Here is a 25,318-nt window from a genome sequence, read left to right as displayed (position 1 = left end):
CACAAAGCAAAAATTGGTGCTAAGATGTTGAGTTAGAGATGCGTTACCATGGAAAGGTATTCAATCGACTACATCGTTTCCTTTTTATGGGATGGCGATGTCCTTGAGCAAAGGAAAATTAAAAAGCCTATAAGGGAAATTGGTGCATCGCCAATGTCCTAAAATATTTCACTATCATCCATGGCTTGCCCATTCACGGGCGACAATTAGGACTTGAAGGACCAATACAATAATGTTTCAAGAAATGATTGCAGATTTTCAACAGAATTTCTGGTTATATATTTCAATCCCGTTTATCAGTGGTTTTATTGGCTATGTGACCAAAGTGATTGCAATTCAAATGATGTTTGCACCACTTGAATTTAAGGGATTAAGGTTATTTGGTCTTCCAATTGGATGGCAAGGGATTGTTCCCCGCAAGGCTGAGAAGATGGCAACCATTGCTGTTGAGTTGATGACCTCAAAGTTGATTCAACCACAGGAAATTTTTGCCAGACTTGATCCCAAGCGTATCGCCCAGGAAATTGAAAAGCCGTTAATGGCCTCTGCTGAGGATATTACTCGCGAAGTTGCACAGCAATATCAGCCTGGTTTATGGGAAGGCATGCCAGAGTTTGCCCGTCAAAAATTGATTAAACGGGTTCAGGCCAAAGCCCCTGAGATTGTTGAACATATCATGGGCGAAGTGCAAAAAGATGTGATCAAATACTTTGACATCAAACACATGGTGATTAGCAATCTCCTCAAAGATAAGCGTCTTCTCAACGAAATTTTCAAAAAAGTCGGCAAACAAGAATTTAAATTCTTTAGTAATGTCGGCTTTATTTTTGGTTTCGCTATTGGTGTAGTGCAAATGTTGTGTTGGGTGGTCACTCAAGGAAAATATCCTTGGATGCTGCCAATGTTTGGTGGCTTTGTCGGCTTTTTCAGTGACTGGATGGCTTTACAAATGATGTTTAGACCATTGTACCCGAAGAAGATTTTGGGCTACACATGGCAAGGTTTGTTCATCAAGCGTCAAAATGAAGTCGCGGCAGACTATGCAGCGCTCATTTCTAAACAATTACTCACATCCCGTAATATGATGGAAGAGCTTTTTTCTGGAACCAATTCAGATAAAGTGATCGAACTCGTCAGTCGCCATGTGAAACAAGAAATTGATCTACAAGCAGGTATTGTTCGTCCACTGGTGGTGTACGCGATTGGCGGTGAAAAATATCAAAACCTTAAGACCGAAGTGGCTGAACGTATTTTACAGCAACTGCCAGAAACCATGCGTTATGTAGAGTCTTATGCCGAAGATGCGATGAATGTCCGCAATACGTTGGTCGAAAGAATGCAGCGCTTAAGCCCTGAAGAATTCGAAGGGATGCTCCGCCCTGCATTTAAAGAAGATGAATGGTCGTTGATCATTGTGGGCGCGGTGCTGGGTTTCCTTGTTGGGGAAATGCAGATCCACTTTATGTTGTAAATCTAAAATCCGTACAATTAAAAATAGGGAGCAATTGGCTCCCTGTTTTTTATGATTAAAAAGTTAATGAGCATCGTAAGCGCCCGCTGAACCCCATGCCTACTTTTAATTTGGGGCTGTAGTAGATAAGGTCAAATACCCGTCCAATCCAACAGTATTTCGAGCTGTTGTTTTGGACTCCCATAGTTAAATCTAAACTCACATTCTTTAATAAACAATGGAAAGGCATTTCGGTCAATCCCATTGTACTTCCTTAGGATGCGTTTAGCTTGATTCCAGAAATTTTCTACACCATTAATATGATTTCGACCTTTTGCAAAATCTTTAGAATGGTTAATTCGCTCATGATAAAAACAATTAACATCAAGCACATTGTAGCTTCGATAGCTATCAGTATAAACCACACTATCAGGCGCTACTTTACGTGTAATAACAGGCATTAATGTATCAGACTTGGTATCAGGGACAACCTTGACATAAACCATACCACCGCGCTTTAGTATACCAAATACAGCCACTTTTCCACCAGCACCACGCCCACGCTTTCCCTTACGAGTGCCACCAAAGTAGCTTTCATCTAACTCAACCTCTCCCTCAAAAATATCATCGGCAGTTTGGTCAAGGTGGTACATGATTATTTCACGTATTTTTCTATAAAATAGTGCCGCAGTATTAGGCTGAATATCCAGCAAATTGGCCGCAGTTCTAGCTGTTACCTCAGCAACAAAGAACTCGACAAGCTTTCTTTGGGTATTTTTATCTAATTTACAACGATTTATCTTCATTTTCATAGAGTAGCACTTCTGCTAATCTACTACAGCCCCCATTTATTTTACGTCGCTTGAAAACTGACGTAGCCAAAGAGTTGCCAGAAAAAACCACGATTGAAGTCAATATTGACATGAATGAGCAGCAATCCAAGCTATATGAGGCTGTTCGCGCCACGATGCAGGCAAATATTCAGAAAATTGTGGCAGAAAAAGGCTTTAAGCGTAGTCAAATCCAAATTTTAGATGCCTTGCTGAAGCTGCGTCAGGTCTGTTGTCATCCTAGCTTGCTGAAACTGGATTCAGTTAAAACCGGGCAGGCGTATTCTGCCAAACTTGAACAGTTGATGGATATGGTTGTTCCAATGGTGGAAGAGGGACGAAAAATTCTTATTTTCTCTCAGTTTACCTCAATGTTGGAACTGATTGAACAACAGCTCTATCACGCAGAAATTGGCTATGTGAAGCTGACTGGAAAGACCAAAAAGCGAGATGAAGTCATTACAGCATTTCAGTCTGGACAAGTGCCGGTATTTTTAATCAGTCTGAAAGCAGGAGGGGTCGGTCTGAATCTAACTGCCGCAGATACGGTCATTCACTATGATCCATGGTGGAACCCTGCTGCTGAAGATCAAGCTTCAGATCGTGCATGGCGGATTGGACAGGACAAGCCGGTATTTGTGTATAAGCTGATTACCAATAAAAGCATAGAAGAAAAAATTATTGCCTTGCAGCAGAATAAAGCAGAACTGGCACAGTCTATTCTAAGCACAGATCATGAGGGAGAAGCGAAACTGACGGAAAATGACGTGATGAACTTGTTTGAGAAATTTTAGTTTGGTTTCAGATTACCCTCATCATCTATAAGTATTTGAAAGTTAGATGTAATTTTTCAAAACCGCCAACCTTGGCAAGAGTCATCGACATAAAATATATTAAATTACATAATAGAAATTTCAATAAAACCTATATATAACAGCTACATAGGGTTTTTATTTTGTGTGGTGTAGTTTGAGGTAGGGAGGATGAACAAATCAGCTTTATGGAGTATCAGGGGCGTATCAAGCTCAATGGGATGAGCGCAGAAGCCTTTGAGATAGCTTCAAAATGAGGCTGTCTCGTGTCTAGGATACTGGGAGTTGTCCAGTCCTGATTGGTTAAATATTTAAAATGGCGGATTAAACATCGCATAAAGAACAGTTAATGCCGCGGCAATTATGTAAAACCGAGCTGCGTGCGCTATTTTGATTGGTACCGGGTCCTTCTACCAGAGGCCCTGCAAGTTGTTCGGCGCCAGAAGAGGGGCGCCATTTGCTTTTCATATTAATTTGCTGATGGCCAGTAATCATCGGCTTAGCTAAAGTCTGCTGTTGGCAATAATTACATTCAATCGTATCGGTTGAGATACGGGCAATTGGAACCCGTTGTTCAAAAATTCCCTCGCAATGCTCACAACGGAAATCATATAACGGCATTTCTGTACTCCTATAGCACAAAGGGCTCAAATTAAAAAGACGGGTAGCCGAAGGCTTTAGGTTGGATGACTACCCGTTGTGAAGCTAAAACAACAATAAACTGTAAAACTAGCGTTTATGCCCCCAGAATTTGTCATCGTTCAGCGCACCTTGAGGCAGGATGTTCTGTTCGAAAATTGAAGTTGGCAGAGATACGGTACATGCACAGTTTGGAATATCCACGATACCGCCGATACGGCCTTCAACTGGTGCCGCAGTCAGTAACATATACGCCTGTGAGCCGGTAAAACCAAAATTCTCAAGGTATTTAATCGCTTTTAAACACGCCTGACGATAGGCCACAGTGGCATCCAGATAGTGGTTTACGCCATCTTCAACGCTGATGCCTTCAAAGGTCAGCCACTGGTCATAAGCCGGACGGACATTACTTGGCACAAAGATTGGAGAATCGATATTGTATTTTTCCATACCGCCCTTGATCAGATCGAAGCCCACACGGGTAACACCATCCATTTCGATCGCGCCACAGAAACCGATTTCACCATCTCCTTGAGAGAAGTGCAGATCGCCCATCGAGAAGCCAGCACCTTTCTGATAAACAGGGAAGTAAATACGGCTACCGGCTGCCAGGTCTTTAATGTCCGTATTTCCGCCATGTTCACGTGGTGGAACAGTGCGCGCAGCTTCTGCTGCCATACGGTCGAATTCAGCACCTGTTACGCCACGCAGAACAGCAGTACGCGGATCAGGCGGATTAGCCTGACCTTTAGGCACCAGTAAAGCTTCACGGCGATTCCATTCCTTTAGCAAATCATGCGATGGCAAAGTTCCCATCAAGCCAGGGTGTTTTAAGCCAGCAATACGCACGCCCGGAATATGACGTGAAGTCGCAAATAAGCCTTTTAAGTCCCAGATAGCTTTGTCAGCTTCAGGGAAATAGTCAGCCAGGAAGCCACCGCCATTTTCCTTGGCAAATACGCCAGAGAAACCGACATCTGAAATTGGCTGAATGTCGAGCAGGTCGATTACCAGCAAGTCACCTGGCTCAGCACCTTCTACATAGAACGGTCCGGTCAATGGATGGGCACGGGTCAGGTCGACATTTTTGACATCAGAAATGTCATCGGTATCTTTAATCTGCGCATCCAGGAAATCCAGACTTTCAATCAGGATTTCTTCACCCGGTTTTACCGAAGTCAGAAATGGCAAATCTGGATGCCAGCGGTTATGTCCAATTTCCGCCTGTTCTGCCAGCGGAACCCCTGGTTTAATTTTAATATGTTGCATGGTTTATCCCCTGTGTTGAGGTCGAATAAAGCTAGTTTTTGATGTTATTGCCCGTGTCATCCATGATGAACAGCGGATCTTCGATCACGCTTTCAACCGGAACTGACTGAACCTGGATCGTTTTGCCGTCATAATCAATGATGATTTGACCGGCTTCTGGATTCTGAATAAAAAATCTGGCGAGTTGTGGCTCAACCAAAATCCGAAAGCGGCGACTCAAGCCTCGTGCACCGAAGCGAACATCGTGTCCGGTAGACAGAAACTGGGTGGCAGCGGGTGTAAGTTCAACCGTGCGGCTCTGCTTACAGAGTCGCTGATTCAGTTTCTCGATTTCCAGACTGACCAGTGTTGGCGCGAAATCAGCTTCTACCGCTTCATAATTCAGAATGCGTTCAATACGATTCAAAAATTCAGGATCAAATTTCTTGTACAAGGCGCGTTCGGTAATCTGGCTGTCATCCAGTTTGGCCAGTCGGGCCAGTTTCTGAATAGGCTTTGGAAGCTTGGCCAGCTGTCTTAAGCGTGCCTGAGCATCTTTGGCGCCGACGTTACTGGTCATAAAGATCATGCAGTTTTTGAAATCCAATACTTTAGTACCCGCGGTCAGCTTTAAGGTTCCGGTTTCCAGAACGTTGAGCAGACCCCGAATGACTTCGGTACTGGCTTTTTCAATTTCATCAAACAGCACAATACCTGGCTTGGAAAAACTGCCCTGAATATGGGCTTCATCAAACAGGGTATTGCCTTCTTTAGAGCCGACATAGCCTGGAGGGGCACCTGTCAGTGCTGCAGCATAATGTTCCTGTGCCAGTGTGTTCATGTCGATCCGGCAGAATGCATCTGGCTTGCCATGGATCGCCTCAGCAATCAGCCGAACCGTTTCGGTTTTCCCCACACCCGTCGGTCCTAGCATCAAGGTGACTGCCAGTGGCCGGGTAGGAGCATTAAAATCTGCCTTGACGGTTAAGAGCATGTTTTCAATTTCATCCAGTGCGGCACGCTGCCCAATGATATGACCACGGACATGCTGCATGACTTTTTCAGGATCAAAGCTAAAGCGAGAGGTACGCGCAATACGTTCTTTGCTCTGCATCTCATAGCGCTGTTTGGCCAGAGTTTCCTGATTGGCACTGATGCGGTCGCTGGCAAATGTCATATCGAATACCTCCTCTCAGACCAAACTTAAGATGCTTCTTTTTCCAAGCCTTCATGTGGCAGATTGCCGATTGGGCATTCCGCGACACCGATGGTAGAACGGGTAATTTTTTCCACGTTCTCTTGCGCTTTTTGAGCATCCAGAACCCAGGTCTTGTAGAAGTCGAATGGACAGTCCGCAACGCCTTTATCGCCGTCACCATTGTTATAGACACCGGTATAGCCGCGGTGCAGTAATTTAAATAAATGGTTTTGTGACTGGTCGTATTTACGTGCATCACGAATTTCATGCAGTGACAATTGCGCGTATTGGATGCCGTTTTCTTCCGTACCACATTCACCCAAGGTACGGCCGTCGAAGCCGACTACCGCAGAGTGACCGAAATAGGTGTAAACGCCGTCGAAACCGGTACAGTTGGCAACAGCAACATAAACGTTATTTGCCCATGCCATGCATTTCGCCATGTTGATCTGCTGATCTGCAGCCGGGTACATATAGCCTTGGCAACGCACCACCAGTTCAGCGCCTTTCATGGCACAGTCACGCCAGATTTCTGGATAGTTACCGTCATCACAGATGATCAGTGACATCTTGATACCCTTTGGTCCTTCAGTCACATAAGTAGTGTCACCTGGGCACCAGCCTTCAATCGGGCACCATGGGATAATCTTGCGGTATTTCTGAACGATTTCGCCCTTGTTATTAATCAGGATCAAAGTGTTATAAGGCACCTTGTTTGGATGTTCCTCATGTTGTTCACCGGTAATCGAGAACACGCCCCAGACGTTGGCTTCAATACAGGCTTGCGAGAAAATCGCGGTTTCATCGCCTGGAATGGTGGCAGCGGTTGCCATCATCTCGTCATGGTCGTACATAATGCCCATGGTGCTGTATTCGGGAAAAACAATCAGGTCCATACCCGGAATACCCTGTTTGATTCCTTTCAACATTTCAGCAATTTTTTTTGCGTTCTTAAGCACTTCCGCTTTGGTATGCAAACGAGGAATTTTGTAGTTTACAACTGCTACACCTACTGTATCTGGGCTGCTTGAGATATCACCGTGACGCATTCAAATTTCTCCAACTCTTTTATCGATTCAACTTTATGATTCGAGTGTCGCGTGAAATGCGTTACAGCAAAATACGTTGAATTGCGTATATGGAGGCGTAGACTGAAAAGAATTTTTAAATGTGAATAATCAAATAAAATATTAAAATCAGCTGCCGATTAATTAAGTGAAATAGAAATTAAAAATCCCCCGACGAATCGGGGGATGTAGAGAAAAATTACAGCCAAATTAAACCAGGAAGACTAAACAGACAGGTATTTACTGATGGTGGTCTCATCGACATTTTCACGGACATCTTCGTAGGCAAAGCGACCTTTGTCGATCACCAGGAAGCGATCTGCCATCGCCATGGTGAAACTCAGTACCTGCTCAGAAACCACAATGGTTAGATCACGCTGATCCCGAATTTCTTTCAGAGTTCTGGCAATGTCCTTGATGATAGAGGGCTGAATCCCTTCCGTCGGTTCATCTAGCAGCAGTACTTTAGGGTTGGTCGCCAGAGCACGGGCAATTGCTAATTGCTGTTGTTGCCCACCCGATAAGTTTCCGCCTTTACGTTTGCGCATATCCCAAAGTACAGGAAACAGCTCATACAGGTCATCCGGTACTTTGCCGTGCGCAGAAGCCGGTAAACCGGTCTGGATATTTTCCAGTACGGACATGGTGGAGAAAATCATCCGACCTTGCGGCACATAAGCCACACCATTTTCTACGCGCTGGTAAGGATCCAGTTTTTCCAGATTCTTGCCATCCAGCTTGATTTCACCTTTGCTATTTTTAATATCACCAATCAGGGTTTTGAACAGGGTGGTTTTACCCATGCCGTTACGGCCCATGATTGCCACAATTTCCTTCGGCTGGATCTTCAGTTCCAGGTCGTGAATCACCTGACTTTGTTTATATCCTGAACACAAAGCATTAATTTCTAATAATCCGCTCATAGTGGCCTCCTTAGTGTCCTAGATAAACTTCAATCACTTTTGGATCATTTTGCACATCGTCCATTTTGCCTGCTGCCAGAATTTTGCCCTGGTGCAGTACCGTGACTTTGTCCGCAATGGTTTTGACAAATTCCATGTCATGTTCAATCACCAGCACAGAACGTCCTTTGCTAATCTCCCGCAACAGTTGCGCCGTCTGCTCACGCTCTGACACACTCATCCCTGCGACAGGTTCATCCAGCATGAGCAGCTCTGGGTCTTGCATGAGTAACATGCCAATTTCCAGCCACTGCTTCTGGCCATGAGAGAGCAGACCGGCGGAGGTATCCAGCAGATCAGTCAGGAAAATCTTGCCAGCAACTTCACGAATACGCTCATCGACATCTTTGGTGCGTCTGAAGAACAGCGCACCAAAGACATTACGGCCACGCGGGAAGGACATTTCCAGGTTGTCATAGACTGACAGATTTTCATAAATATTCGGGTTCTGGAATTTACGCCCAACCCCTTTACGGACAATATTGAACTCTTTCAGTTTGGTCAGTTCAATATCATTAAACTTGATCGTACCTGAAGTTGCTTTGGTCTTGCCACAGATCAGATCCAGCACTGTGGTTTTGCCGGCTCCATTGGGACCGATCACCACATGGACTTCGTTTTTATCCAGATAGAAGTTGAGATCACTGACTGCCTTGAAACCGTCGAAGGACACGGTGAGATCTTCAATGACCAGCACCGGTTTATTCATTTCTACGCCGACTTTATTCATTTCACGCCTCCTTCTACAATTGGATTGATCGTTTTATCCGGATCACTACTTGGCGGTGGCGAAGTGCTGTCGATCGGTTTCTTTTTCAGGAACAATGGACGGACATATTTTTCATACAGACCCGCTAAGCCATTCGGTAAGAACATGACTACACCGATGAACAATGCACCGAGGAAATACAACCATACTTCAGGAAAGGCTTCAGAGAAGTAAGTTTTACCCAGATTCACCAGAACAGCACCATACACTGCCCCAATCAGTGACAGACGACCACCGACTGCAGCTAAAATGACCATTTCAATCGAAGGTACGATGCCGATAATCGTTGGTGACATGAAGCCGACTTGCAGGGTAAACATCGCACCACCAATAGATGACACCACAGCTGCGAAACAGAAAATGAATACTTTGTACATGGCCACGTCATAGCCAGAGAAACGTACACGTTCTTCTTTGTCACGCATCGCAGAAAGTAGACGTCCGAGTTTAGAACTGAGGACAAAACGGCTGATCATGATCACTGCAATGAGCAGCAGGGCATTGATGTAGTACAGGACATATTTGGCTTCATCGGTACGGATATCCCAGCCATGCAGGGTTTTCAGGTCTGTAATCCCGTTAATGCCGCCAGTGAAACCTTGTTGACCAATAATCAGAATGGTCAGGATCGCTACAATGGCTTGCATGATGATCGAGAAGTACACATCACCGACACGACGGGTAAACATCGCGAAACCGATGATGAAGGCAAGCAAGATTGGAATGATGATGATGGCAAACAAAGTAAACCCGAAGCTATGGAAAGGTTCCCAAAAGCCTGGCAAGCTGGTGATCTGGTTCCAGTCCATAAAGTCTGGAATTCCTGGCGTGGTTTGCGCTGCTGTAGATTGCATGTCTGAAGCTTCAAGTTTCAGGAACATGGCCATGCAGTAGCCGCCAATGCCAAAGAAAATCCCTTGACCTAAACTTAAGATACCACCGTGTCCCCAGCACAGAACCAGGCCGATTGCGACAAAAGCAAAAGTCAAATATTTACCCATCAGATTCAGACGGAAAATATCCAGGAACATTGGCATGACCAGCAGGATCAGTACGGCAAGAATCACCAGACCAATCGCACCTTCTTTACCGCCTAAAAAGGCATTCATTAGATTTTTCATAATACCTCTCCTGAATCCCTATTTACGTACTTTGATTGAGAAGAGACCCTGAGGACGCAGCATCAGGATAATAATGACTGTAGCCAGTGTCAGGACTTTAGCGACAGAACCAGAAAGGAAGAATTCCAGAATAGATTGTGCTTGCGCGATACTGAATGCAGAGGCAACAGTGCCAAGCAAGCTTGCAGCGCCGCCGAAGACCACTACTAAGAATGTATCGACGATATACAGCGAACCGGCTGTAGGACCAGTAGAACCGATGGTTGTGAAGGCTGCACCCGCAATACCTGCAAGCCCACAACCCAAGGCAAAGGTTAAGCTATCAACACGTTTGGTATTGATCCCGACAGCACCACTCATAAAGCGGTTCTGGTTGGTTGCACGAAGCTGTAAACCCCAGCGTGAACGGTAAATCAGAAAGTAGACAAATGCAGTAACACAGAGGGTAACGCCCATCAGGAACAGACCATTGATAGGAATATCGATGGCTTCCGTCGGTTGATAAGAACCCATTAACCAGTCAGGTAAAGTCGGGCTGACTTCCTTAGGGCCGAAAATAGAACGGAACAGCTGCTGCATGATGAGGCTTAAGCCCCATGTTGCAAGAAGTGTATCGAGTGGCCGTTGATAGAGCCGGCTAATCATGAGCCGTTCCACCATGTAACCGATAATGCCTGCTGTGAGGAAGGCTGCAATGATTGCAATCAGGAAATAATAAGGTAGGAGTTGAGGGAAAAAACTTTCAGTCAGTGTGGAAATAAAAAATGTCGTATATGCACCAATGGTCAGAAACTCACCATGTGCCATGTTAATTACGCCCATTTGCCCAAATATAATTGCAAGGCCGAGCGCCATCAATAACAGCACACAGAACACAGAGAGACCATTAAAGCCTTGCATGGCAAATATTGCACCGAATTCTGCAAATGATAGATCCATCGCATCATCCTCCAAGCTTTAAAAAATTGTGTGGAATAAAAAGATCAGGAGAATGGCTTCCCCTGATCATGTGGCTGTTAACTCAGTAACCTTTAGGGAATGGGTTTGGTTTGATTAGACCTTTAGACTCGTAAACAACCTTGAACTGACCATTTGGTTGCACTTGACCAATACGTGATTTGCTCCATAAATGGTGGTTTGGGTCAATTTTTACGTAGCCTTCAGGCGCGTTTTTCATTTCTAGGCCTTTAGATGCGGCAGTCACTTTCGCGACATCGAAGCTACCGGCTTTTTCAACTGCGGCTTTCCATAACCATGGACCAAGGTAGGCTGCTTGTGTTACGTCACCTACCACCGCTTTAGGGCCATATTTCGCTTTAAAGGCTTTTACGAATGCAGCATTATTGGGGTTATTCAGGCTTTGGAAATATTTCATTGAAGAGTAGAAGCCCTTCATGTTTTCGCCGCCAATCCCCAGCAATTCATCTTCAGTCACTGAAAGGGTAAGCAGTGTCTGTTTGTCGCCTGTTACGCCCGCAGCTTTCATTTGTTTGTAGAAGGATACGTTTGAACCGCCCACGACTGCTGCAAAGATGGCATCTGGTTTACGCAGTTTGGTTTTGTTGATGAGGGAACCGAATTGTGTATGGCCCAATGGATAGTATTCTTCGCCAACCACTTTACCTTTCAGTACTTTCTCGATGTGGGTACGGGCAATTTTCATGGTGGTACGCGGCCAGATGTAGTCAGAACCAATCAGATAGAAGGTTTTGGCTTTTTTCTCTTTTGCCAGCCAGTTCAATGCTTCAATTACCTGTTGAGTTGCTTCCTGACCCATGTAGATTACGTTTTTAGATTGTTCTAAGCCTTCATAGAAGGTTGGGTAATAAAGTAGAGAGTTGTTGCGTTCAATAATCGGCAATACGGCTTTACGAGAGGCTGAAGTCCAGCAACCGAAAATTGCAGCAACACGGTCTTTTTCAGATAATTTACGTGCTTTTTCTGCAAAGGTTGGCCAGTCAGAAGCACCATCTTCCTGAATAATTTTGATCTGTCGACCAAGTACACCGCCCTGTTTATTGATCTGTTCAATGGCCAGACGTTCTGCCTGGATTGAACCGGTTTCAGAAATTGCCATGGTACCGGTTGCCGAATGTAGCTGACCCACATATACAAACTTGTCATCGACTTTAAGTTTCGTGGTATTGACCTTTGCCGTTGCAGGTACGCTGGCATTGGTTAGTGCGGGTGCCAGCAAGAATGGAACAGCAAGTAAACCTGCCAGTAATCCAGATGTCTTTACTTTTGATTTTAAGCTCATGTCGGGTTCTCCTATAGAATTAGATGTGCTGATGCGCTTAATCATAGGTTTGCGCTTGGTATGCAACTAAGCCTAAGGGGAGTTAAAAATTGAGCATATACGTCACTTTACGTATATAACCTTCAGTCGGATTATTTTTAGATACTGATAGGCTGGGCATAGTTATTGCATTGTAATAGCAGATATTTAGCTTTATTTGATCTGTATGGACCCAACAGCGAATACCAGTCAGGCACCGCAGCGCGTCATTCATACCCGACGTAAATACAATACCTGGGTGGTCGATGAAAGTATTGAGGATTACGCCCTGCGCTATGCGCCTAAATCCGTCCGGAAATGGTCGCTATGGACAGTGACCAATACGGCGCTTGCGGCTGTCAGTTTCCTGGCAATGGAGACACTTGGAGCAACCATGCTCTGGCAATACGGTTTCAGTAATGCTTTCTGGGCACTGGTGGTTGTGGCGATTATCATTTTCCTGACCAGCTGGCCGATTGGTTATTATGCTGCCCGTTATAATGTCGATATTGATTTACTGACCCGTGGTGCCGGATTTGGTTATATTGGCTCCTCCATTACCTCGGTCATCTATGCCAGTTTCACCTTTATCTTTCTCGCCTTTGAAGCTGCCATCATGGCGCTGGCATTGGAGCTAGGCTTAGGGATACCCCTGAGTATTGGCTATCTGATTTCAGCACTGGTGATTTTGCCATTGGTGGTCAAAGGTATTGGCTTCATCAATAAGGTGCAGGCCATCACTCAACCACTTTGGTTATTTCTGCTTTTATTACCATGGTGCTTTGTGTTGGTGAAGCAACCTGATTTGATCAGCAATCTTGCATTGATTGAGGGCGCAAAAAGTCAGAGCGCTGCCTTTAATCTGTCTTTTTTTGGTGCATCCTGCACGGTGCTCTTTGCCTTGATCACCCAGATCGGAGAACAGGCGGATTATCTGCGGTTTTTACCCGATAAAAAACATATTCAGCGTAAATGGAATTGGGCAGTCTTTTTAGGTGGACCAGCTTGGATTCTGGGCGGATTTATCAAGATATTCATGGGTATGCTACTTATGGCGCTGGCAATGCAGTATCTGGTTGCCGATTCCGAACTGAGTAACCCCAATTATCTGTACTGGATTGCCTATCAACAGGTGGTCAATCATCCCGGCATCGCTTTATTTCTGACTGTTCTATTTGTCTGCGTCGCTCAGATCAAGATTAATGTTACCAATGCCTATGCAGGGTCATTGGCTTGGTCGAACTTTTTTGCGCGTCTGACGCATAGCCATCCAGGGCGCGTAGTCTGGCTGGTATTCAATATCTTTATCGCTTTGCTGTTGATGGAACTTGGGGTAATCCATGCGGTGGAGCGTGTGCTTGGCTTATACAGTAATGTGGCCCTTGCTTGGATCGGTGCCATTGTTGCGGATCTGGTGATCTGTAAACCACTGGGACTGAGTCCAAAAGGAATTGAATTTCGACGGGCCTATTTATATGACATTAATCCGGTTGGAGTCGGTAGCCTGATCATTGCATCGGTCTTATCCATGCTGTGTTACTGGGGAGTTTTTGGAGAGATTGCCCGGTCCTTGGCCGGCTTTATCGCACTCGGTACGGCGGTGTTATGTGTACCGCTAATTGCCTGGTTTACCAAAGGTAAATACTACTTGGCACGTCAAGAAAAGCCTGAGCTGAAGTTGGTCGAAACCCAAACCTGTGTAGTCTGTGAGCATGATTATGAAACTGCAGACATGGCCAGTTGTCCAGCCTATAGCAGTCAGATCTGTTCTCTGTGCTGCACGCTTGAAGCACGTTGTCATGATCTGTGTAAGCCGCATGCACGCTGGTCTTCACAGCTAAGAGTTTTTGCAGCCTGGTTCCTGCCGAAATACTGGGTACAACATATTAATACCCGTTTAAGTCTGTATATCCTGCTGATTTTTGTCTTGGGCGTGGTGTTGGCAGTTAGTCTGAGCCTGATTTATTTACAGGAGTCTGCCAGCCTGGGTGCTTTGTCACAGCAGCAGGATGCGCTGACAATGTTGTTCGTCAAAATCTATGCCGTACTGTTTCTGCTACTGTGTGTAGCCGCCTGGTGGTTAGTGCTGAATGATGAAAGTCGACGTCAGGCACAGCTGGAAAGTAATACCCAGACTCAACTGCTGATGGATGAGATTGAAGCGCATAAAGTTACCGATCGCCAGTTGCAGGATGCCCGCATTCAGGCTGAAAAGGCCAATGAAGCCAAAAGCCGCTATGTGATTGGCATCAGTCATGAATTACGAACACCGTTGAACAGTATTCTCGGTTATAGCCAGCTACTGCAGAAACAGGAAAAACTGTCTGAACAGGGCGAATCTGCCCTGGGCGTGATTAGCCGGAGCGGTCAGCATCTGACTTCTCTAATTGATGGTCTGCTGGATTTGGCACGGATTGAAACTGGTAAGATTTCTTTGGAAAATTCCAATATCGACCTGCCAAAATTTCTTAAACAGATCGTGCATATATTCGAGCCACAGTTTGCCCAAAAGCAGCTGAAGTTTGATGTGGAGATCAGTAGCAAGATTCCACAGTATGTCCGTATTGATAAAAAACGTCTGGAACAGATACTGATTAATCTGTTGGGTAATGCTTTGAAATTTACCCTGGAGGGGGGAGTCAAATTTAAGGTCGATTACCGTTTTCAGACTGCTTATTTTGAAATTCAGGATACCGGTTGTGGGATTGCTGAGTCGGATGTTGAGCGGATCTTCCAGCCTTTTGAACGTGGCCGTAATGTAGTACAGGGCAGCTTTGCCGGCACGGGTTTAGGGCTGCCAATCGTGAAGCTTCTGGTCGATATTCTTGGTGGCGAGCTGACCCTGAGTAGCCAGTTAAAACAGGGTTCAGTCTTTAAAATAAAACTGTATTTGCCTTCTAAATCCCTGATCCATCCGATCGCTGACGTTGCCTCTAATACTGTAACCAGTTATACTGGAGAACGCCGTAAAATACTGGTGGTTGATAATGAAGCGACCGACCGTGGCCTGGTTCTGAATTTTCTTAAACCCTTAGGTTTTATTTTAGAAGAGGCAGAATCAGGTTTAGCCTGTTTGCGTCAGGTTCCAGAATTTAATCCTGATCTGATTTTGATGGATTTAAGTATGCCTTTACTGGGCGGCTGGGAAACGGCGAAATTGCTGCGCCAGAATAAAATCACCAATGTACCGATTATTATTATTTCCGCAGATGCTAATGAGCGGATGATTAATCCGGAAACGGATGTATTGAATGAAGACTTTTTAGTAAAGCCGGTCGATCTCAATTTATTATTAAACAAGATTGGCGATAAGCTGGGCTTAAGCTGGCTTCATCAGCATGAGCAGCAGACAGAACAAGAACAGCCTTCTGATCAGAAAGCACAGATCTCCACGCTAGTGGTTGAAAGCGAAAATGAATTGAACCCATCCATTTCATTGTTGAATGTGGCAGAGGTGGTCATTCAGTTGGAACAGTATTTAAGTATTGGTTTTATCCGGGGGGCAAAAGATGTCCTGCATGAATGTGGACAGCACTTTGAACAATATAACGATATATGGCATCAGATTGAGCAGGATTTAAAACAATTTGATTTTAAAAGAGCAATTCAGCGACTTCATGAGCATGCAGATGTGCTGAAGTAGGGGTAAGGTGGACATGTTGGAAAGTATTTTGATTGTGGATGATATACCTGAAAATCTAAGTCTATTGCATGAGAGCCTGGATCAGGCTGGCTATCAGGTACTTGTGGCGACCAATGGATTTGATGCAATTGAAATTGCGCATCGCATTCAACCCGACATGATCCTGCTCGATGGCAGTATGCCGGAAATGGATGGCTTCGAAACCTGCACCCAGCTTAAGGCCAGTCCAGTAACCGAACATATCCCGGTGATTTTTATGACGGGTCTGACTGAAACCGAGCACATTCTTAAAGGCTTTCAGGCAGGTGGGGTAGATTACGTAACCAAGCCTTTAAATATTGATGAAGTTCGGGCGCGGGTAAAAACTCATTTATTGCAGGCGCGTCTGATGCATCAGCAGCGACAAATGCTGGATGCAACCGGCAGTGCGATTCTATCGTTGAATCTGGAAGGTGAAATTATCTGGCAGACCCCAATCGTCAGTGAATTACTGAAATATCATCAGGTGGATGTACAGCATTTTCAGTCCAGTTTAAATCAGTGGCTACAGGACTTGCTCAAGCAGCCAGATCAAGCACACTTACTGCATGGTCAGTATGGTCATGGCCATCAGCAGTTACAACTTAACCTGCTCGCCAAACTGTATGCAGGCCATATCTCTAAACATGTTTTGGTACAGTTGAAAGAGCAGACCCAAATGCCGAGCACAGAGGAAATCGCGCAGGCCTGTCCAAACCTGACGCCGCGTGAAGCAGAAGTGATGCATTGGGTCACGATGGGGAAGACCAACCGGGATATTGCCGAGATCCTGCAACTCAGCCCACGGACGGTAAACAAGCATCTTGAGCATGTCTTTGAAAAGCTTTATGTAGAAACACGGACAGCTGCGGTATTGCATGTCATGTCAGCTTGTCAGAATCAGGCAGTGGCTTAGTTTTCCCTTAGTAGAGGAATCTTTGGAGGATCTGCGACCTCTCCCCAACCCTCTCTGACTTGGAAGTGTCTGGTCTATGATGCACATCCACATCTGATGTGTGCTGAAAAAACAGGAGGTTTTAACTTGGTAAACTAAACACACTCATCAGGAGTTTACCATGAGCAAGAAACACAAGACTTACACCACAGAATTTAAAGCTGAAGCCATCAAATTAATTGAAGCCAATCAAGGCAATGTCTCGGAAACAGCCAGACAACTTAGCATTTCAATGCAAACTCTTTCAAATTGGAATACCAAAGCAAAGGCTGGAACTTTAGCAGGTACAAAACAGTATTCACCTGATCTAAACGCTCTACTCGAAGAAAATAAAAAACTCAAACAACAGCTCAAAATAGCTGAAATGGAACGTGAATTTTTAAAAAAGGCAGCAGCGTACTTTGCCAAAGAAAGTCAGTAAGGTACGCCTATATGAAACAAAAAAGATATTCTTTTCCAATTACCTTAATGGCTCGATTACTTCATGTTTCAGTTTCATGTTTTTATGATTGGCTCAAGAGAGGCGTGAGCAAAAGAACGATTCAACGAAATCAACAGACGATATTGGTGAAAATAGCCCATGAGGAGACAAAGCAGAGCTATGGTTATATTCGATTAACCAAATACTTACAAGCTCAGGGCATAAAAATGAGTATGTACGCTGTACGTCAGATAAAAGCGCTGAACCACCTGTATTGTAAGCGACACAAGCGTTTTAAAAGGACTACGAATAGTGACCATAATCGAGCGATCTATGAAAACCTGCTGGAGCAACAATTCTCAATGACTAGACCAAATCAAGCATGGTCAAGTGATATTACGTACATATGGACTGTTGAAGGATGGCTGTATTTAGCAGCGGTAAAAGACCTTTACACGAAGCAAGTGGTTGGCTATAGCTTAAATGAGCGCATGACAACACAGCTTGTTTGTAATGCGCTAAATATGGCTATTCACAATCAAAAACCAACCAAAGAACTGATTGTGCATTCAGACAGAGGAAGTCAATATTGCAGCCATGAATATCGAAATATACTTGAGCAATATGGTTTTCAAGGTTCAATGAGCAAGCGCGGAGACTGTTACGATAATGCACCGATTGAAAGCTTTTGGGGAATACTGAAAAATGAGTTAGTGCATCATTACAACTATCAAACCAGAGAAGAAGCCAAAGCAGATATTATAAAATACATTGAGTTATTTTATAATCATCGAAGAATTCAAAAGGGTTTGGGTTTTAAGACACCAAATCAAATGGCCGAAGACTTTTATAAGTTGGCTGCCTAGAATCTCCCAAGGGAAAGTCTCCTGATAATTCAGCGTATATCATAACAAGTCGAGTTGTTAATCCATTAGCATTGATTTTAAAACAAAACCCTCTCATCCAACACCATTTCTGATGCGATATAGAGAGGATTTGTTTTATCGTAGCGCTATGCTAAAAATTATTTTTTCGGCATAGGTCCAAGTTTTACGCCATCCGGATAATATTTCCAGCCATCACGAATTTTGATTTTGTCATCCCAAGGTAATTTATACTCTCCTTTGGCCAGATCTTCCACCCAAGTCAGGTAGTTGGCTTTTTCACCACCAGGTTTTCCGACATAAGCGCGGCAACCCAGATTGAAAATATTATTTTCAAGTGCCCAGTTCTCACGTGCCTGATCTACCAAACGTGGGAAAAGTTCTGCGGTCACAATTTCCCAGGGGTTACGATGGCCTTGCTGAATGACATTACCATCATAATTGCAGATAGTACCTTCACCGAAGTAATAGAATACATTGTCATAACCTGCGAGATTGACAGAGACAGTGTACATTAGGTTTTGCCAAGCATTGGTTCTATTGGTCCAGATCCACTGATCGTTGACTTGTGTAGAATAGCCGGAAATCCGAATATAGACATTACATCCTTTATAGGCTGCTTCACGGGCCAATTCTGGGAACATGCCGTCATGACAGATACATACTGCTAGTTTTGAACCTTTTGGTCCATCACATACCGGCATACCGTAATTGCCAGGAGACCACGGTTCAATCGGTACCCATGGTTGTAATTTGCGGTAATGTAATGCAATTTCCCCTAGATTATTGACAATAATGGCTGTGTTATAAGGTGCTTTGCTCGGATCTTCATTTTTTTCCATCAAGGAAAATACTGCCCATACATCATTTTTCTTACAGGCATCTTTGAATTGCTGGATTTCCGGGCTTTCGATGGTTAATAGCATTTCATCATAAGTCCAGATTGCCGTATTTAGGCCCTGAGTTGAATACTCTGGAAATACAATTAAGTCGAGATCTGGATAGCCTGCCTTGGTATTGGCCAGTGCTGTACAAATCCTGTCAACTTGCACTTGTATATCTTCAGGTCCCTTGATCACAGGTACTGGATATTGGATTGCTGCAACAAGTAGGGCCTCTTCTGAAGCACTTACACTTCCGGTACTCGCCATGAGAATTCTCCTGTTTTTGGTCTACACTTTTGAAATAAGGTGCGTTGTTTACCTATGCAGTTAAATTCTCATTTTTCTATTATTTTGATAATACGTAATATGACTTATATGGGTGAAAATTTAGTCTTATTATTTTTTAATTATTTCAAAGCATTGGGTGATAGAAAATCACTTAAGAAATACAAAAAAACTGCCCCAAAATGATTTTAGGGCAGGGTATTCGTGGGAAAAATTTAAAATTGACCAGAGCCAGATTTACAGCTCATTTGCCTCAAGACGACCATTTTTATTGGCATCAAAATGCTTGAACAATAGTTTTGCATAGGCATCTACATCTTTACTGCTGATGGTTGCCTTATTATTTGCAATGGCTTTGAATTGTTCGGTGAAAATAGTTTGATATTCTGCTTTTGCTTTTTGCAGATTTTCATCATAGCGTTGCATGAACTCTGTGACATATTCCTGTTCAGATAAAGTCAAATCGTGGTTTGCATCGGTATGGAAATATTGCTGATCGCGTTCTTTTAAATAATCGCCTAAAGTCACAAAACCTTTATCGCCACCATACATCTGGATAAATTCGGCAATACTATTTGCCATTGGCATAGCCAACGGTGTGGTAATACGTAAACCATCATGTGTACCTTGTGCAGCCGGTGCAAGTTTCTGGTCTTCGGCATTGATAATCCCATCCTGATTTTTATCAAATCCGCCAAATGTTTTTAACCCTGTTTCCTGAAACTCCTTCAGTGTGATTTTGTCATCTTTATCCTGATTAATCACACCAAAACGTACATGTGCCTGTTTTAAAGACATTTCACGACGTTGATCGATAATAGACTGTAATCGGGCATTTTCAAATGCTAGATACTGTTGTAAATCAACTTTACTATGTTGTTGAAATAATGGCTGATAATCTGCAACGAAGTTTTTAACAAAAGTGGCTTGGGTACTGTCCTTGAGTTCGCTATGACTTAAGCTATAAAAGCCCAGACTTTGTTTATAAAGATCAGGTTGGGGCGCAGCTGCAAAACTTATGCTAGTGCATAAAGTCAAAGTAATCAGTGCTGAAAGAGAACGTTTTTCATATCAAATGTTCCAGAAATATCAATAAGGATGTTTAAAATTTAAATTCAAGACTTGCAACGACATTACGGCCTGGCTCGGCAGCACGGTCAATTAACGTTGCCTGATCAGTACCTGATCCTATCAGTGTACCGACACTTGCATAGTTCCAATAGGTTTTATCAAACATATTGTTAAATGCCACATTCAGCTTGGTATATTTATTAATATTCCAATAGCCGGATAAATCAAAAATTGTCTTTGTACACGACAAAAAAAGATAACTCATTGAAATAATGGCATAATACTTGTTTTCTGACGACGAATATGATGACACATTTCAATGAGTTACATCTCATCTTAAACAAATATCTAAAGTGGAACAAGTCACATGTAAAATGTTTTACACTGATTATGATTGCATTAATTGTAAAACAGACATGTAATCTTTCTTCTGCATCTAAAGCCTTACCCATCAAGTGCTTACCACAATCATTTTATCGACGTATACAACGCTTCTTTGCAGATCAGTATTTTGATTATCGTCAAATTTCTCAGTTAATTTTCAATATATTTTCATTCGACAAAGTGCAACTGACTTTAGATAGAACCAATTGGAAATGGGGAAAACGAGATATCAATATCTTGATGTTAGCCATCGTCTATCGTGGAATAGCGATACCTATTGTTTGGACATTGCTCAATAAACGTGGAAATTCAGATACAAAAGAGCGTATTGCTTTGATTCAACGCTTTATCTCTATTTTTGGTAAAGACCGTATTGTGAATGTGTTCGCAGACAGAGAATTTATCGGTGAGAAATGGTTTACATGGTTAATTGAAAATGACATTAACTTCTGTATACGTGTTAAAAAAACTTTATTGTGACCAATCACTTAGCCAGGAATCATAAAATTAGTGATTTATTTCGTCATCTTCAAGTTGGTCAAACTGAATGTCGTAAACGACGTATTTGGGTTGGTCGAGTAAAACTGTATATTAGTGCGCTACGATTAGAAGATGGAGAACTTTTACTTGTTGTTTCTCCTATGTTTAATGCTTCTGCTATTCGTGATTATGCATTACGCTGGGAAATCGAAACCTTATTTAGTTGTCTCAAAGGACGTGGATTCAATCTTGAAAATACTCGTTTAACAGACCCTGGACGAGTCAAGAAATTGATAGCAGTGCTAGCTATCGGTTTCTGTTGGTGCTATTTAACAGGTGAATGGCAACATGATCGAAAAAAAGCGATAAAAATAAAGAAGCATGGACGACTTTCAGTAAGTTTATTTCGCTACGGTTTGGACTATGTTCAAATGGCTATTCTACGTTTGATTGGTTTTGGAAAAAAAGAAGAATTTAAGAAAGTGCTAGCAATTTTAAGAAAGAAAAAGCCTGATAGGACAAGGATCCTATGAAATTTGTCGTGTACAGAGTAAATTAAATTAATACGAGCATTAATGGTTCACTGCCGCATAGGCAGCTTAGAAGTGTGGAAAGATCGGCATTAGTTTCGCATACCAGTTCACTGCCGCATAGGCAGCTTAGAAGAATTAAAAAACTCCGATATATGGAACGCCTATGTTCACTGCCGCATAGGCAGCTTAGAAGATTTATGCTGCTCAATCATTTGCGCATCCGCAGTTCACTGCCGCATAGGCAGCTTAGAAGATTGGGTGAAGTCGGTGGCTTTGCTTCTGGATGTTCACTGCCGCATAGGCAGCTTAGAAGTTTCAAATGATTCATGCATAACAAGCTCCTTTGTTCACTGCCGCATAGGCAGCTTAGAAGACCAATAATGCATATTGAGTGGGGTTCTGTTTGTTCACTGCCGCATAGGCAGCTTAGAAGATAGGTGGGCCATGTTGAGAGTGATGTATAAAGTTCACTGCCGCATAGGCAGCTTAGAAGTATTATTTTCAGTTATACTTATGGAAGCGAGATATTCTGTAAGTAATTCTTGTAATAAAAAGCCAATTATCTCGGAAGATAATTGGCTTGAGCAAAGAGTTTGGCTATCCGATTATTCGTCGATCATCCCAATAACACGGTACTACAATCAAATTGTTTTCATGTAATCGTGACCATAATCGGATACCTAAATCCCGCTGCATATTTTGGACTGTGAAATTGGAAATTAGTAGAGTCGACTTCATACTGTCATAACGGCTATATAAAACCTTATGTACCATTTCTAGACGTTTTTCATGCCGGTCATGCAGGCCATATTCATCAATCACTAATAAATCAAAACTGGAGAAATGGTCGATAACTTCCTTCTCAGAACGTGAAGGATCAGACCAGGTATCCATCATTTTTTGAGCAATTTCTGCACTGGTATAGTAGCGTGCAGATTTTGTACTGTTATGCAGAATGTTGCGAATGATTGATGCACTCAGGTGGGTTTTGCCTGTACCCGGTGTACCAATCATCAACATGTTCGGGTTGTGGTCAGAAATAATCTGCTGTGCAAAAGCCTGACATAGTTTGATGGCATTGTCTTGTGCAGTACATGCAACTACATAATTCTTGAAGCCACGATCCAGGTAGCGTTTATTGAGTCCTGAATTTTTAATTTTCTGCTGTAGTAATCGCTGTTGCAGTTCATTCTCATAAGCCGCATGTGAGTGATGGGCGGTTTCTTTGGCACACAATTTACAGAGCCTGTGACCTGCAATTTCTATCATGGGTATATGATGGGCAGGGCAAAGTGTTTCCGTTGTTTCTGCGCGAAACTGGAGTGTTTTAAGGATGGTATTCATGGCTGATCTCCTAAATCCATTTTGAATTTTCTAAAAAACTCTCATTTTTTTCTTCAAAATTTGAAGATGAAGATGAAGATGAAGATGAAGATGAAGGGCATGATTCAAGTATAACTTGAGTAATACTCGAGCTCTTCTCAGGACCTGCTTGAGCATTTACTTTTTGTTGCTTAGTTGATGCTTGAGCATTACTTGCGGATTTCCCCCAACGTGCTTGAGCTGCATTTTTAGCTTTATCAGATTTCATTTGCTGATTTTGCAATGCCTGGCTTTTTAAACTGGTTAAAAAATTTGAATGAATCTGCTCAGATTCGACTTCAAACAATTCAAGGGCCAACAGCGTATTCAATAAAGTTTTAGCTTTGGTATGTTGCGATAATTTTGTGATGCTACATACAGTCGCTAGGTCATGAGGAATGGCACCATTTTTCCAGAAATCCATCATTAACAGCAGTGCTGCACCAATTTGTTCTGCAGTCATTCGTGCGAATTTTGCCTGTAAGTCGCCAATATAGAGTGGCATCCAAATTGAAATATCTTTATGCATATTTTCACCTTTTTATAGGTATAGAAGGGCTAAGGTCATCAATTAGATGACCTTATATATTTGTTTGATTAGGGGACTAGGCTCATTAACCGGATGCGGGCCTGGCGGGCTAAATCATCGTAATGGGCTTGCCCATCATCCAGCAGTCGTTGTAGCCAAAGCCTTAAAGCCTGGTGATCATCGAAGCATTTATTGATTTCCAGCAAAAAGGCCAGATTGTGCAGTTTAGGAATGTGTAACTCATGAATGAGTTCACGCGCGACCATATCTGCTTCTTGGCTAACGACTACGCCGCCAAAGAAAGCTTTACTGTTCATGGGCAAGCTCCTCCGTATTTAGTCGCTCCAACATGGCTTCAAATGCACTGCCATCACGACGGGTAACATTTGGAATGTAGCGGCTATAAACTCGGAACAACATTTCAGTGGTTGAATGCCCCAATTGGCGTGCGATCCATTCCGGGTTTTCACCTGCAGATAACCACAGTGTTGCTGCGGTATGACGTGTTTGATAAGCTCTACGAGGCTTCAATCCTAGAAAGCGCAAGATCGGATGCCAAACACGCTTATTCACTAAGCGATAATCTAGAGGTCCACCGTCACGATTGCAGAAAACAAAACTGGATTTACCATTATTTAAGCTTTTCTGCTGCAGAAAAGCTTGATAGACCCGATCATTCATTTGGATGGTGCGGTCAGAACCATAAGTTTTGGTTCCACCCAAAACACCATTTACCAGTGCTTCTCTAATATGGATTTCACGACGCTGTAAGTCGATATTTTTCCATTGCAACCCATCAATCTCACTGGTACGCATACCTGTGAAAAAGCGAATAGTGTAATAAGGCTTAAAATCATCACGCACCATTGTGAGAATTTTATGTACCTCTTCCAGAGAAAAGGGAGTGACTTCAATCTTACTTTCCTTCAGATTGTTAATATTTTTATAAGGCGACTCAAACTCGTATCGTTCAGCCGCATCATTGAGTATCATACGTAAAGGCGTCATGATTTGATTAATCCGCGATGCTTTCAGACTTGTCTGATCATTTCCGTGTGTCACTTTGGCGAGGGAGGCACGGAAATTTAGCAAGTCTGACTTCTTAATTTTTGAGAGAACCTGATTACCAAAAGCAGGGATCAAATAGTTTTTGATTACAATTGAAACCTTTTGTTGATATGAAGCTCTCCATTCAATTTGTTTCTGTTTAAACCACAATTCAGTAAACTCTTTAAAAAGAGGAACATTGGTTTGTACAGCAATTTGCTGACTTCTTTTCTCTTTAAACTCCTCAAGACGTTTACTTTTTGGAAAGTACTTTTCGTACTCAAAAGTTCCCAAAATAATTTCAGCTTCAAGCTGTTCAAGACGTTTTTTTAAAATACGTCGGTTATATGCATTATCTTCAAGCGTTGTGGTTTCTCTACAACGCATTCCCATATAACGGAAGTCAGCAATGAGCTTTCCACTTCTTCCACGAATAGTCGCCATACAT

22 protein-coding genes, 1 pseudogene and 1 CRISPR repeat array are annotated in these 25,318 nt (G+C 43.1%); of the genes and pseudogenes, 6 read left to right on the top strand and 17 right to left on the bottom strand.

From position 1 onward, the window contains the following. The first annotated feature begins 244 nt into the window (after positions 1-244). On the top strand, positions 245-1,471 hold the full coding sequence (locus F967_RS02995; RefSeq protein WP_171063067.1) for a DUF445 domain-containing protein: 1,227 nt from the start codon (positions 245-247) through the stop codon (positions 1,469-1,471). A gap of 131 nt (positions 1,472-1,602) precedes the next feature. Here F967_RS02995 and F967_RS02990 read toward each other — a convergent pair whose 3' ends face one another. Further along, positions 1,603-2,262, bottom strand: a complete 660-nt coding sequence (locus F967_RS02990) for an IS1595-like element ISAba36 family transposase (RefSeq protein ID WP_000782406.1) — start codon at positions 2,260-2,262, stop codon at positions 1,603-1,605. 32 nt (positions 2,263-2,294) lie between these two features. Between F967_RS02990 and F967_RS02985 the strand changes: the two are divergent. Further along, positions 2,295-3,074, top strand: a pseudogene (locus tag F967_RS02985) (DEAD/DEAH box helicase); the annotation flags it as partial. A gap of 342 nt (positions 3,075-3,416) precedes the next feature. Here the strand turns inward: F967_RS02985 and F967_RS02980 are convergent. The 9 genes from F967_RS02980 to urtA form a co-directional block, all read right to left on the bottom strand. Further along, the gene (locus tag F967_RS02980; protein ID WP_001131903.1) at positions 3,417-3,713 is read right to left on the bottom strand and encodes an FmdB family zinc ribbon protein; all 297 of its coding nucleotides are present in this window, start codon (positions 3,711-3,713) and stop codon (positions 3,417-3,419) included. 108 nt (positions 3,714-3,821) lie between these two features. Beyond that, entirely contained in the window at positions 3,822-5,000 is a 1,179-nt protein-coding gene (fmdA, locus tag F967_RS02975; RefSeq protein ID WP_001163819.1) for a formamidase, read from the bottom strand. A gap of 31 nt (positions 5,001-5,031) precedes the next feature. After that, positions 5,032-6,156 carry an AAA family ATPase gene (locus F967_RS02970; protein WP_004777705.1) on the bottom strand — a complete coding sequence of 375 codons (1,125 nt, stop codon included), beginning with the start codon at positions 6,154-6,156 and terminating at the stop codon, positions 5,032-5,034. 26 nt (positions 6,157-6,182) lie between these two features. Beyond that, positions 6,183-7,226 (bottom strand): aliphatic amidase, encoded by a 1,044-nt coding sequence (locus F967_RS02965; RefSeq protein WP_004777704.1) that lies wholly within the window; start codon positions 7,224-7,226, stop codon positions 6,183-6,185. A 242-nt stretch (positions 7,227-7,468) separates the two neighbouring features. Further along, positions 7,469-8,167 (bottom strand): urea ABC transporter ATP-binding subunit UrtE, encoded by a 699-nt coding sequence (gene urtE, locus F967_RS02960; protein ID WP_004777703.1) that lies wholly within the window; start codon positions 8,165-8,167, stop codon positions 7,469-7,471. A gap of 10 nt (positions 8,168-8,177) precedes the next feature. Then, a complete protein-coding gene (urtD, locus tag F967_RS02955; protein WP_228127125.1) occupies positions 8,178-8,915 on the bottom strand; it encodes an urea ABC transporter ATP-binding protein UrtD in 738 nt (245 codons plus the stop codon). 17 nt (positions 8,916-8,932) lie between these two features. After that, positions 8,933-10,096, bottom strand: coding sequence for an urea ABC transporter permease subunit UrtC (gene urtC, locus F967_RS02950; protein ID WP_002032120.1), 1,164 nt, complete (start codon positions 10,094-10,096; stop codon positions 8,933-8,935). Positions 10,097-10,114: 18 nt separating this feature from the next. After that, complete coding sequence (gene urtB, locus F967_RS02945) at positions 10,115-11,035, bottom strand: urea ABC transporter permease subunit UrtB (RefSeq protein WP_004756678.1); 921 nt, start codon at positions 11,033-11,035, stop codon at positions 10,115-10,117. A gap of 82 nt (positions 11,036-11,117) precedes the next feature. After that, complete coding sequence (gene urtA, locus F967_RS02940; RefSeq protein WP_004756679.1) at positions 11,118-12,356, bottom strand: urea ABC transporter substrate-binding protein; 1,239 nt, start codon at positions 12,354-12,356, stop codon at positions 11,118-11,120. Positions 12,357-12,561: 205 nt separating this feature from the next. Between urtA and F967_RS02935 the strand changes: the two genes are divergently transcribed. The 3 genes from F967_RS02935 to F967_RS02920 all read left to right on the top strand — a co-directional run bounded on the left by F967_RS02935 (position 12,562) and on the right by F967_RS02920 (position 18,277). Further along, complete coding sequence (locus tag F967_RS02935; protein ID WP_004756680.1) at positions 12,562-16,017, top strand: hybrid sensor histidine kinase/response regulator; 3,456 nt, start codon at positions 12,562-12,564, stop codon at positions 16,015-16,017. A 13-nt stretch (positions 16,018-16,030) separates the two neighbouring features. Further along, positions 16,031-16,951, top strand: coding sequence for a response regulator (locus F967_RS02930; RefSeq protein WP_004756682.1), 921 nt, complete (start codon positions 16,031-16,033; stop codon positions 16,949-16,951). 160 nt (positions 16,952-17,111) lie between these two features. Further along, a protein-coding gene (locus F967_RS02920; RefSeq protein ID WP_085942227.1) for an IS3-like element ISAba22 family transposase occupies positions 17,112-18,277 on the top strand; the annotation gives its coding sequence in 2 pieces (ribosomal slippage) (positions 17,112-17,370 and positions 17,370-18,277; 1,167 coding nt in all). 158 nt (positions 18,278-18,435) lie between these two features. Here F967_RS02920 and F967_RS02915 read toward each other — a convergent pair. The 3 genes from F967_RS02915 to F967_RS02905 form a co-directional block, all read right to left on the bottom strand. After that, a complete protein-coding gene (locus F967_RS02915) occupies positions 18,436-19,446 on the bottom strand; it encodes a formamidase (protein WP_004756684.1) in 1,011 nt (336 codons plus the stop codon). 255 nt (positions 19,447-19,701) lie between these two features. Beyond that, positions 19,702-20,502, bottom strand: coding sequence for an EF-hand domain-containing protein (locus F967_RS02910; RefSeq protein ID WP_004756685.1), 801 nt, complete (start codon positions 20,500-20,502; stop codon positions 19,702-19,704). A gap of 64 nt (positions 20,503-20,566) precedes the next feature. After that, positions 20,567-20,785 carry a TonB-dependent receptor gene (locus F967_RS02905; RefSeq protein ID WP_228127126.1) on the bottom strand — a complete coding sequence of 73 codons (219 nt, stop codon included), beginning with the start codon at positions 20,783-20,785 and terminating at the stop codon, positions 20,567-20,569. A gap of 56 nt (positions 20,786-20,841) precedes the next feature. Here F967_RS02905 and F967_RS14040 point away from each other — a divergent pair. After that, positions 20,842-21,932 (top strand): IS4-like element ISAba33 family transposase gene (locus F967_RS14040; RefSeq protein ID WP_155756395.1). Its coding sequence is split into 2 segments (ribosomal slippage): positions 20,842-21,382 and positions 21,382-21,932, totalling 1,092 coding nucleotides; the frame shifts between segments, so codons are not numbered across the junction. Between the two features lie 45 nt (positions 21,933-21,977). Next, positions 21,978-22,425: a CRISPR direct-repeat array (repeat unit 28 nt; unit sequence GTTCACTGCCGCATAGGCAGCTTAGAAG). 104 nt (positions 22,426-22,529) lie between these two features. Here the strand turns inward: F967_RS14040 and F967_RS02890 are convergent. The 4 genes from F967_RS02890 to F967_RS02875 all read right to left on the bottom strand — a co-directional run bounded on the left by F967_RS02890 (position 22,530) and on the right by F967_RS02875 (position 25,314). Next, positions 22,530-23,276, bottom strand: coding sequence for an ATP-binding protein (locus tag F967_RS02890; protein ID WP_004756692.1), 747 nt, complete (start codon positions 23,274-23,276; stop codon positions 22,530-22,532). A 10-nt stretch (positions 23,277-23,286) separates the two neighbouring features. Beyond that, positions 23,287-23,823 carry a DUF1376 domain-containing protein gene (locus tag F967_RS02885; protein WP_004777682.1) on the bottom strand — a complete coding sequence of 179 codons (537 nt, stop codon included), beginning with the start codon at positions 23,821-23,823 and terminating at the stop codon, positions 23,287-23,289. Between the two features lie 68 nt (positions 23,824-23,891). Then, a complete protein-coding gene (locus tag F967_RS02880) occupies positions 23,892-24,140 on the bottom strand; it encodes a hypothetical protein (protein ID WP_004756695.1) in 249 nt (82 codons plus the stop codon). Beyond that, on the bottom strand, positions 24,130-25,314 hold the full coding sequence (locus tag F967_RS02875) for a site-specific integrase (RefSeq protein ID WP_004756697.1): 1,185 nt from the start codon (positions 25,312-25,314) through the stop codon (positions 24,130-24,132). The genes F967_RS02880 and F967_RS02875 overlap by 11 nt, the downstream gene beginning before the upstream one ends. Positions 25,315-25,318 lie beyond the last annotated feature (4 nt).

Origin of the sequence: Acinetobacter sp. CIP 102637 (assembly GCF_000368425.1) — a bacterium.
GTDB lineage: Bacteria > Pseudomonadota > Gammaproteobacteria > Pseudomonadales > Moraxellaceae > Acinetobacter > Acinetobacter parvus.
This window is presented reverse-complemented; position numbering and strand designations above follow the sequence as displayed.

Bases quoted from the DNA above. Each gene is read 5' to 3' on its own strand.
- F967_RS02995 (WP_171063067.1), top strand. From the start codon at position 245: ATGATTGCAGATTTTCAACAGAATTTCTGGTTATATATTTCAATCCCG.
- F967_RS02990 (WP_000782406.1), bottom strand. From the start codon at position 2,262: ATGAAAATGAAGATAAATCGTTGTAAATTAGATAAAAATACCCAAAGA.
- F967_RS02980 (WP_001131903.1), bottom strand. From the start codon at position 3,713: ATGCCGTTATATGATTTCCGTTGTGAGCATTGCGAGGGAATTTTTGAA.
- fmdA (WP_001163819.1), bottom strand. From the start codon at position 5,000: ATGCAACATATTAAAATTAAACCAGGGGTTCCGCTGGCAGAACAGGCG.
- F967_RS02970 (WP_004777705.1), bottom strand. From the start codon at position 6,156: ATGACATTTGCCAGCGACCGCATCAGTGCCAATCAGGAAACTCTGGCC.
- F967_RS02965 (WP_004777704.1), bottom strand. From the start codon at position 7,226: ATGCGTCACGGTGATATCTCAAGCAGCCCAGATACAGTAGGTGTAGCA.
- urtE (WP_004777703.1), bottom strand. From the start codon at position 8,167: ATGAGCGGATTATTAGAAATTAATGCTTTGTGTTCAGGATATAAACAA.
- urtD (WP_228127125.1), bottom strand. From the start codon at position 8,915: ATGAATAAACCGGTGCTGGTCATTGAAGATCTCACCGTGTCCTTCGAC.
- urtC (WP_002032120.1), bottom strand. From the start codon at position 10,096: ATGAAAAATCTAATGAATGCCTTTTTAGGCGGTAAAGAAGGTGCGATT.
- urtB (WP_004756678.1), bottom strand. From the start codon at position 11,035: ATGGATCTATCATTTGCAGAATTCGGTGCAATATTTGCCATGCAAGGC.
- urtA (WP_004756679.1), bottom strand. From the start codon at position 12,356: ATGAGCTTAAAATCAAAAGTAAAGACATCTGGATTACTGGCAGGTTTA.
- F967_RS02935 (WP_004756680.1), top strand. From the start codon at position 12,562: ATGGACCCAACAGCGAATACCAGTCAGGCACCGCAGCGCGTCATTCAT.
- F967_RS02930 (WP_004756682.1), top strand. From the start codon at position 16,031: ATGTTGGAAAGTATTTTGATTGTGGATGATATACCTGAAAATCTAAGT.
- F967_RS02915 (WP_004756684.1), bottom strand. From the start codon at position 19,446: ATGGCGAGTACCGGAAGTGTAAGTGCTTCAGAAGAGGCCCTACTTGTT.
- F967_RS02890 (WP_004756692.1), bottom strand. From the start codon at position 23,276: ATGAATACCATCCTTAAAACACTCCAGTTTCGCGCAGAAACAACGGAA.
- F967_RS02885 (WP_004777682.1), bottom strand. From the start codon at position 23,823: ATGCATAAAGATATTTCAATTTGGATGCCACTCTATATTGGCGACTTA.
- F967_RS02880 (WP_004756695.1), bottom strand. From the start codon at position 24,140: ATGAACAGTAAAGCTTTCTTTGGCGGCGTAGTCGTTAGCCAAGAAGCA.
- F967_RS02875 (WP_004756697.1), bottom strand. From the start codon at position 25,314: ATGGCGACTATTCGTGGAAGAAGTGGAAAGCTCATTGCTGACTTCCGT.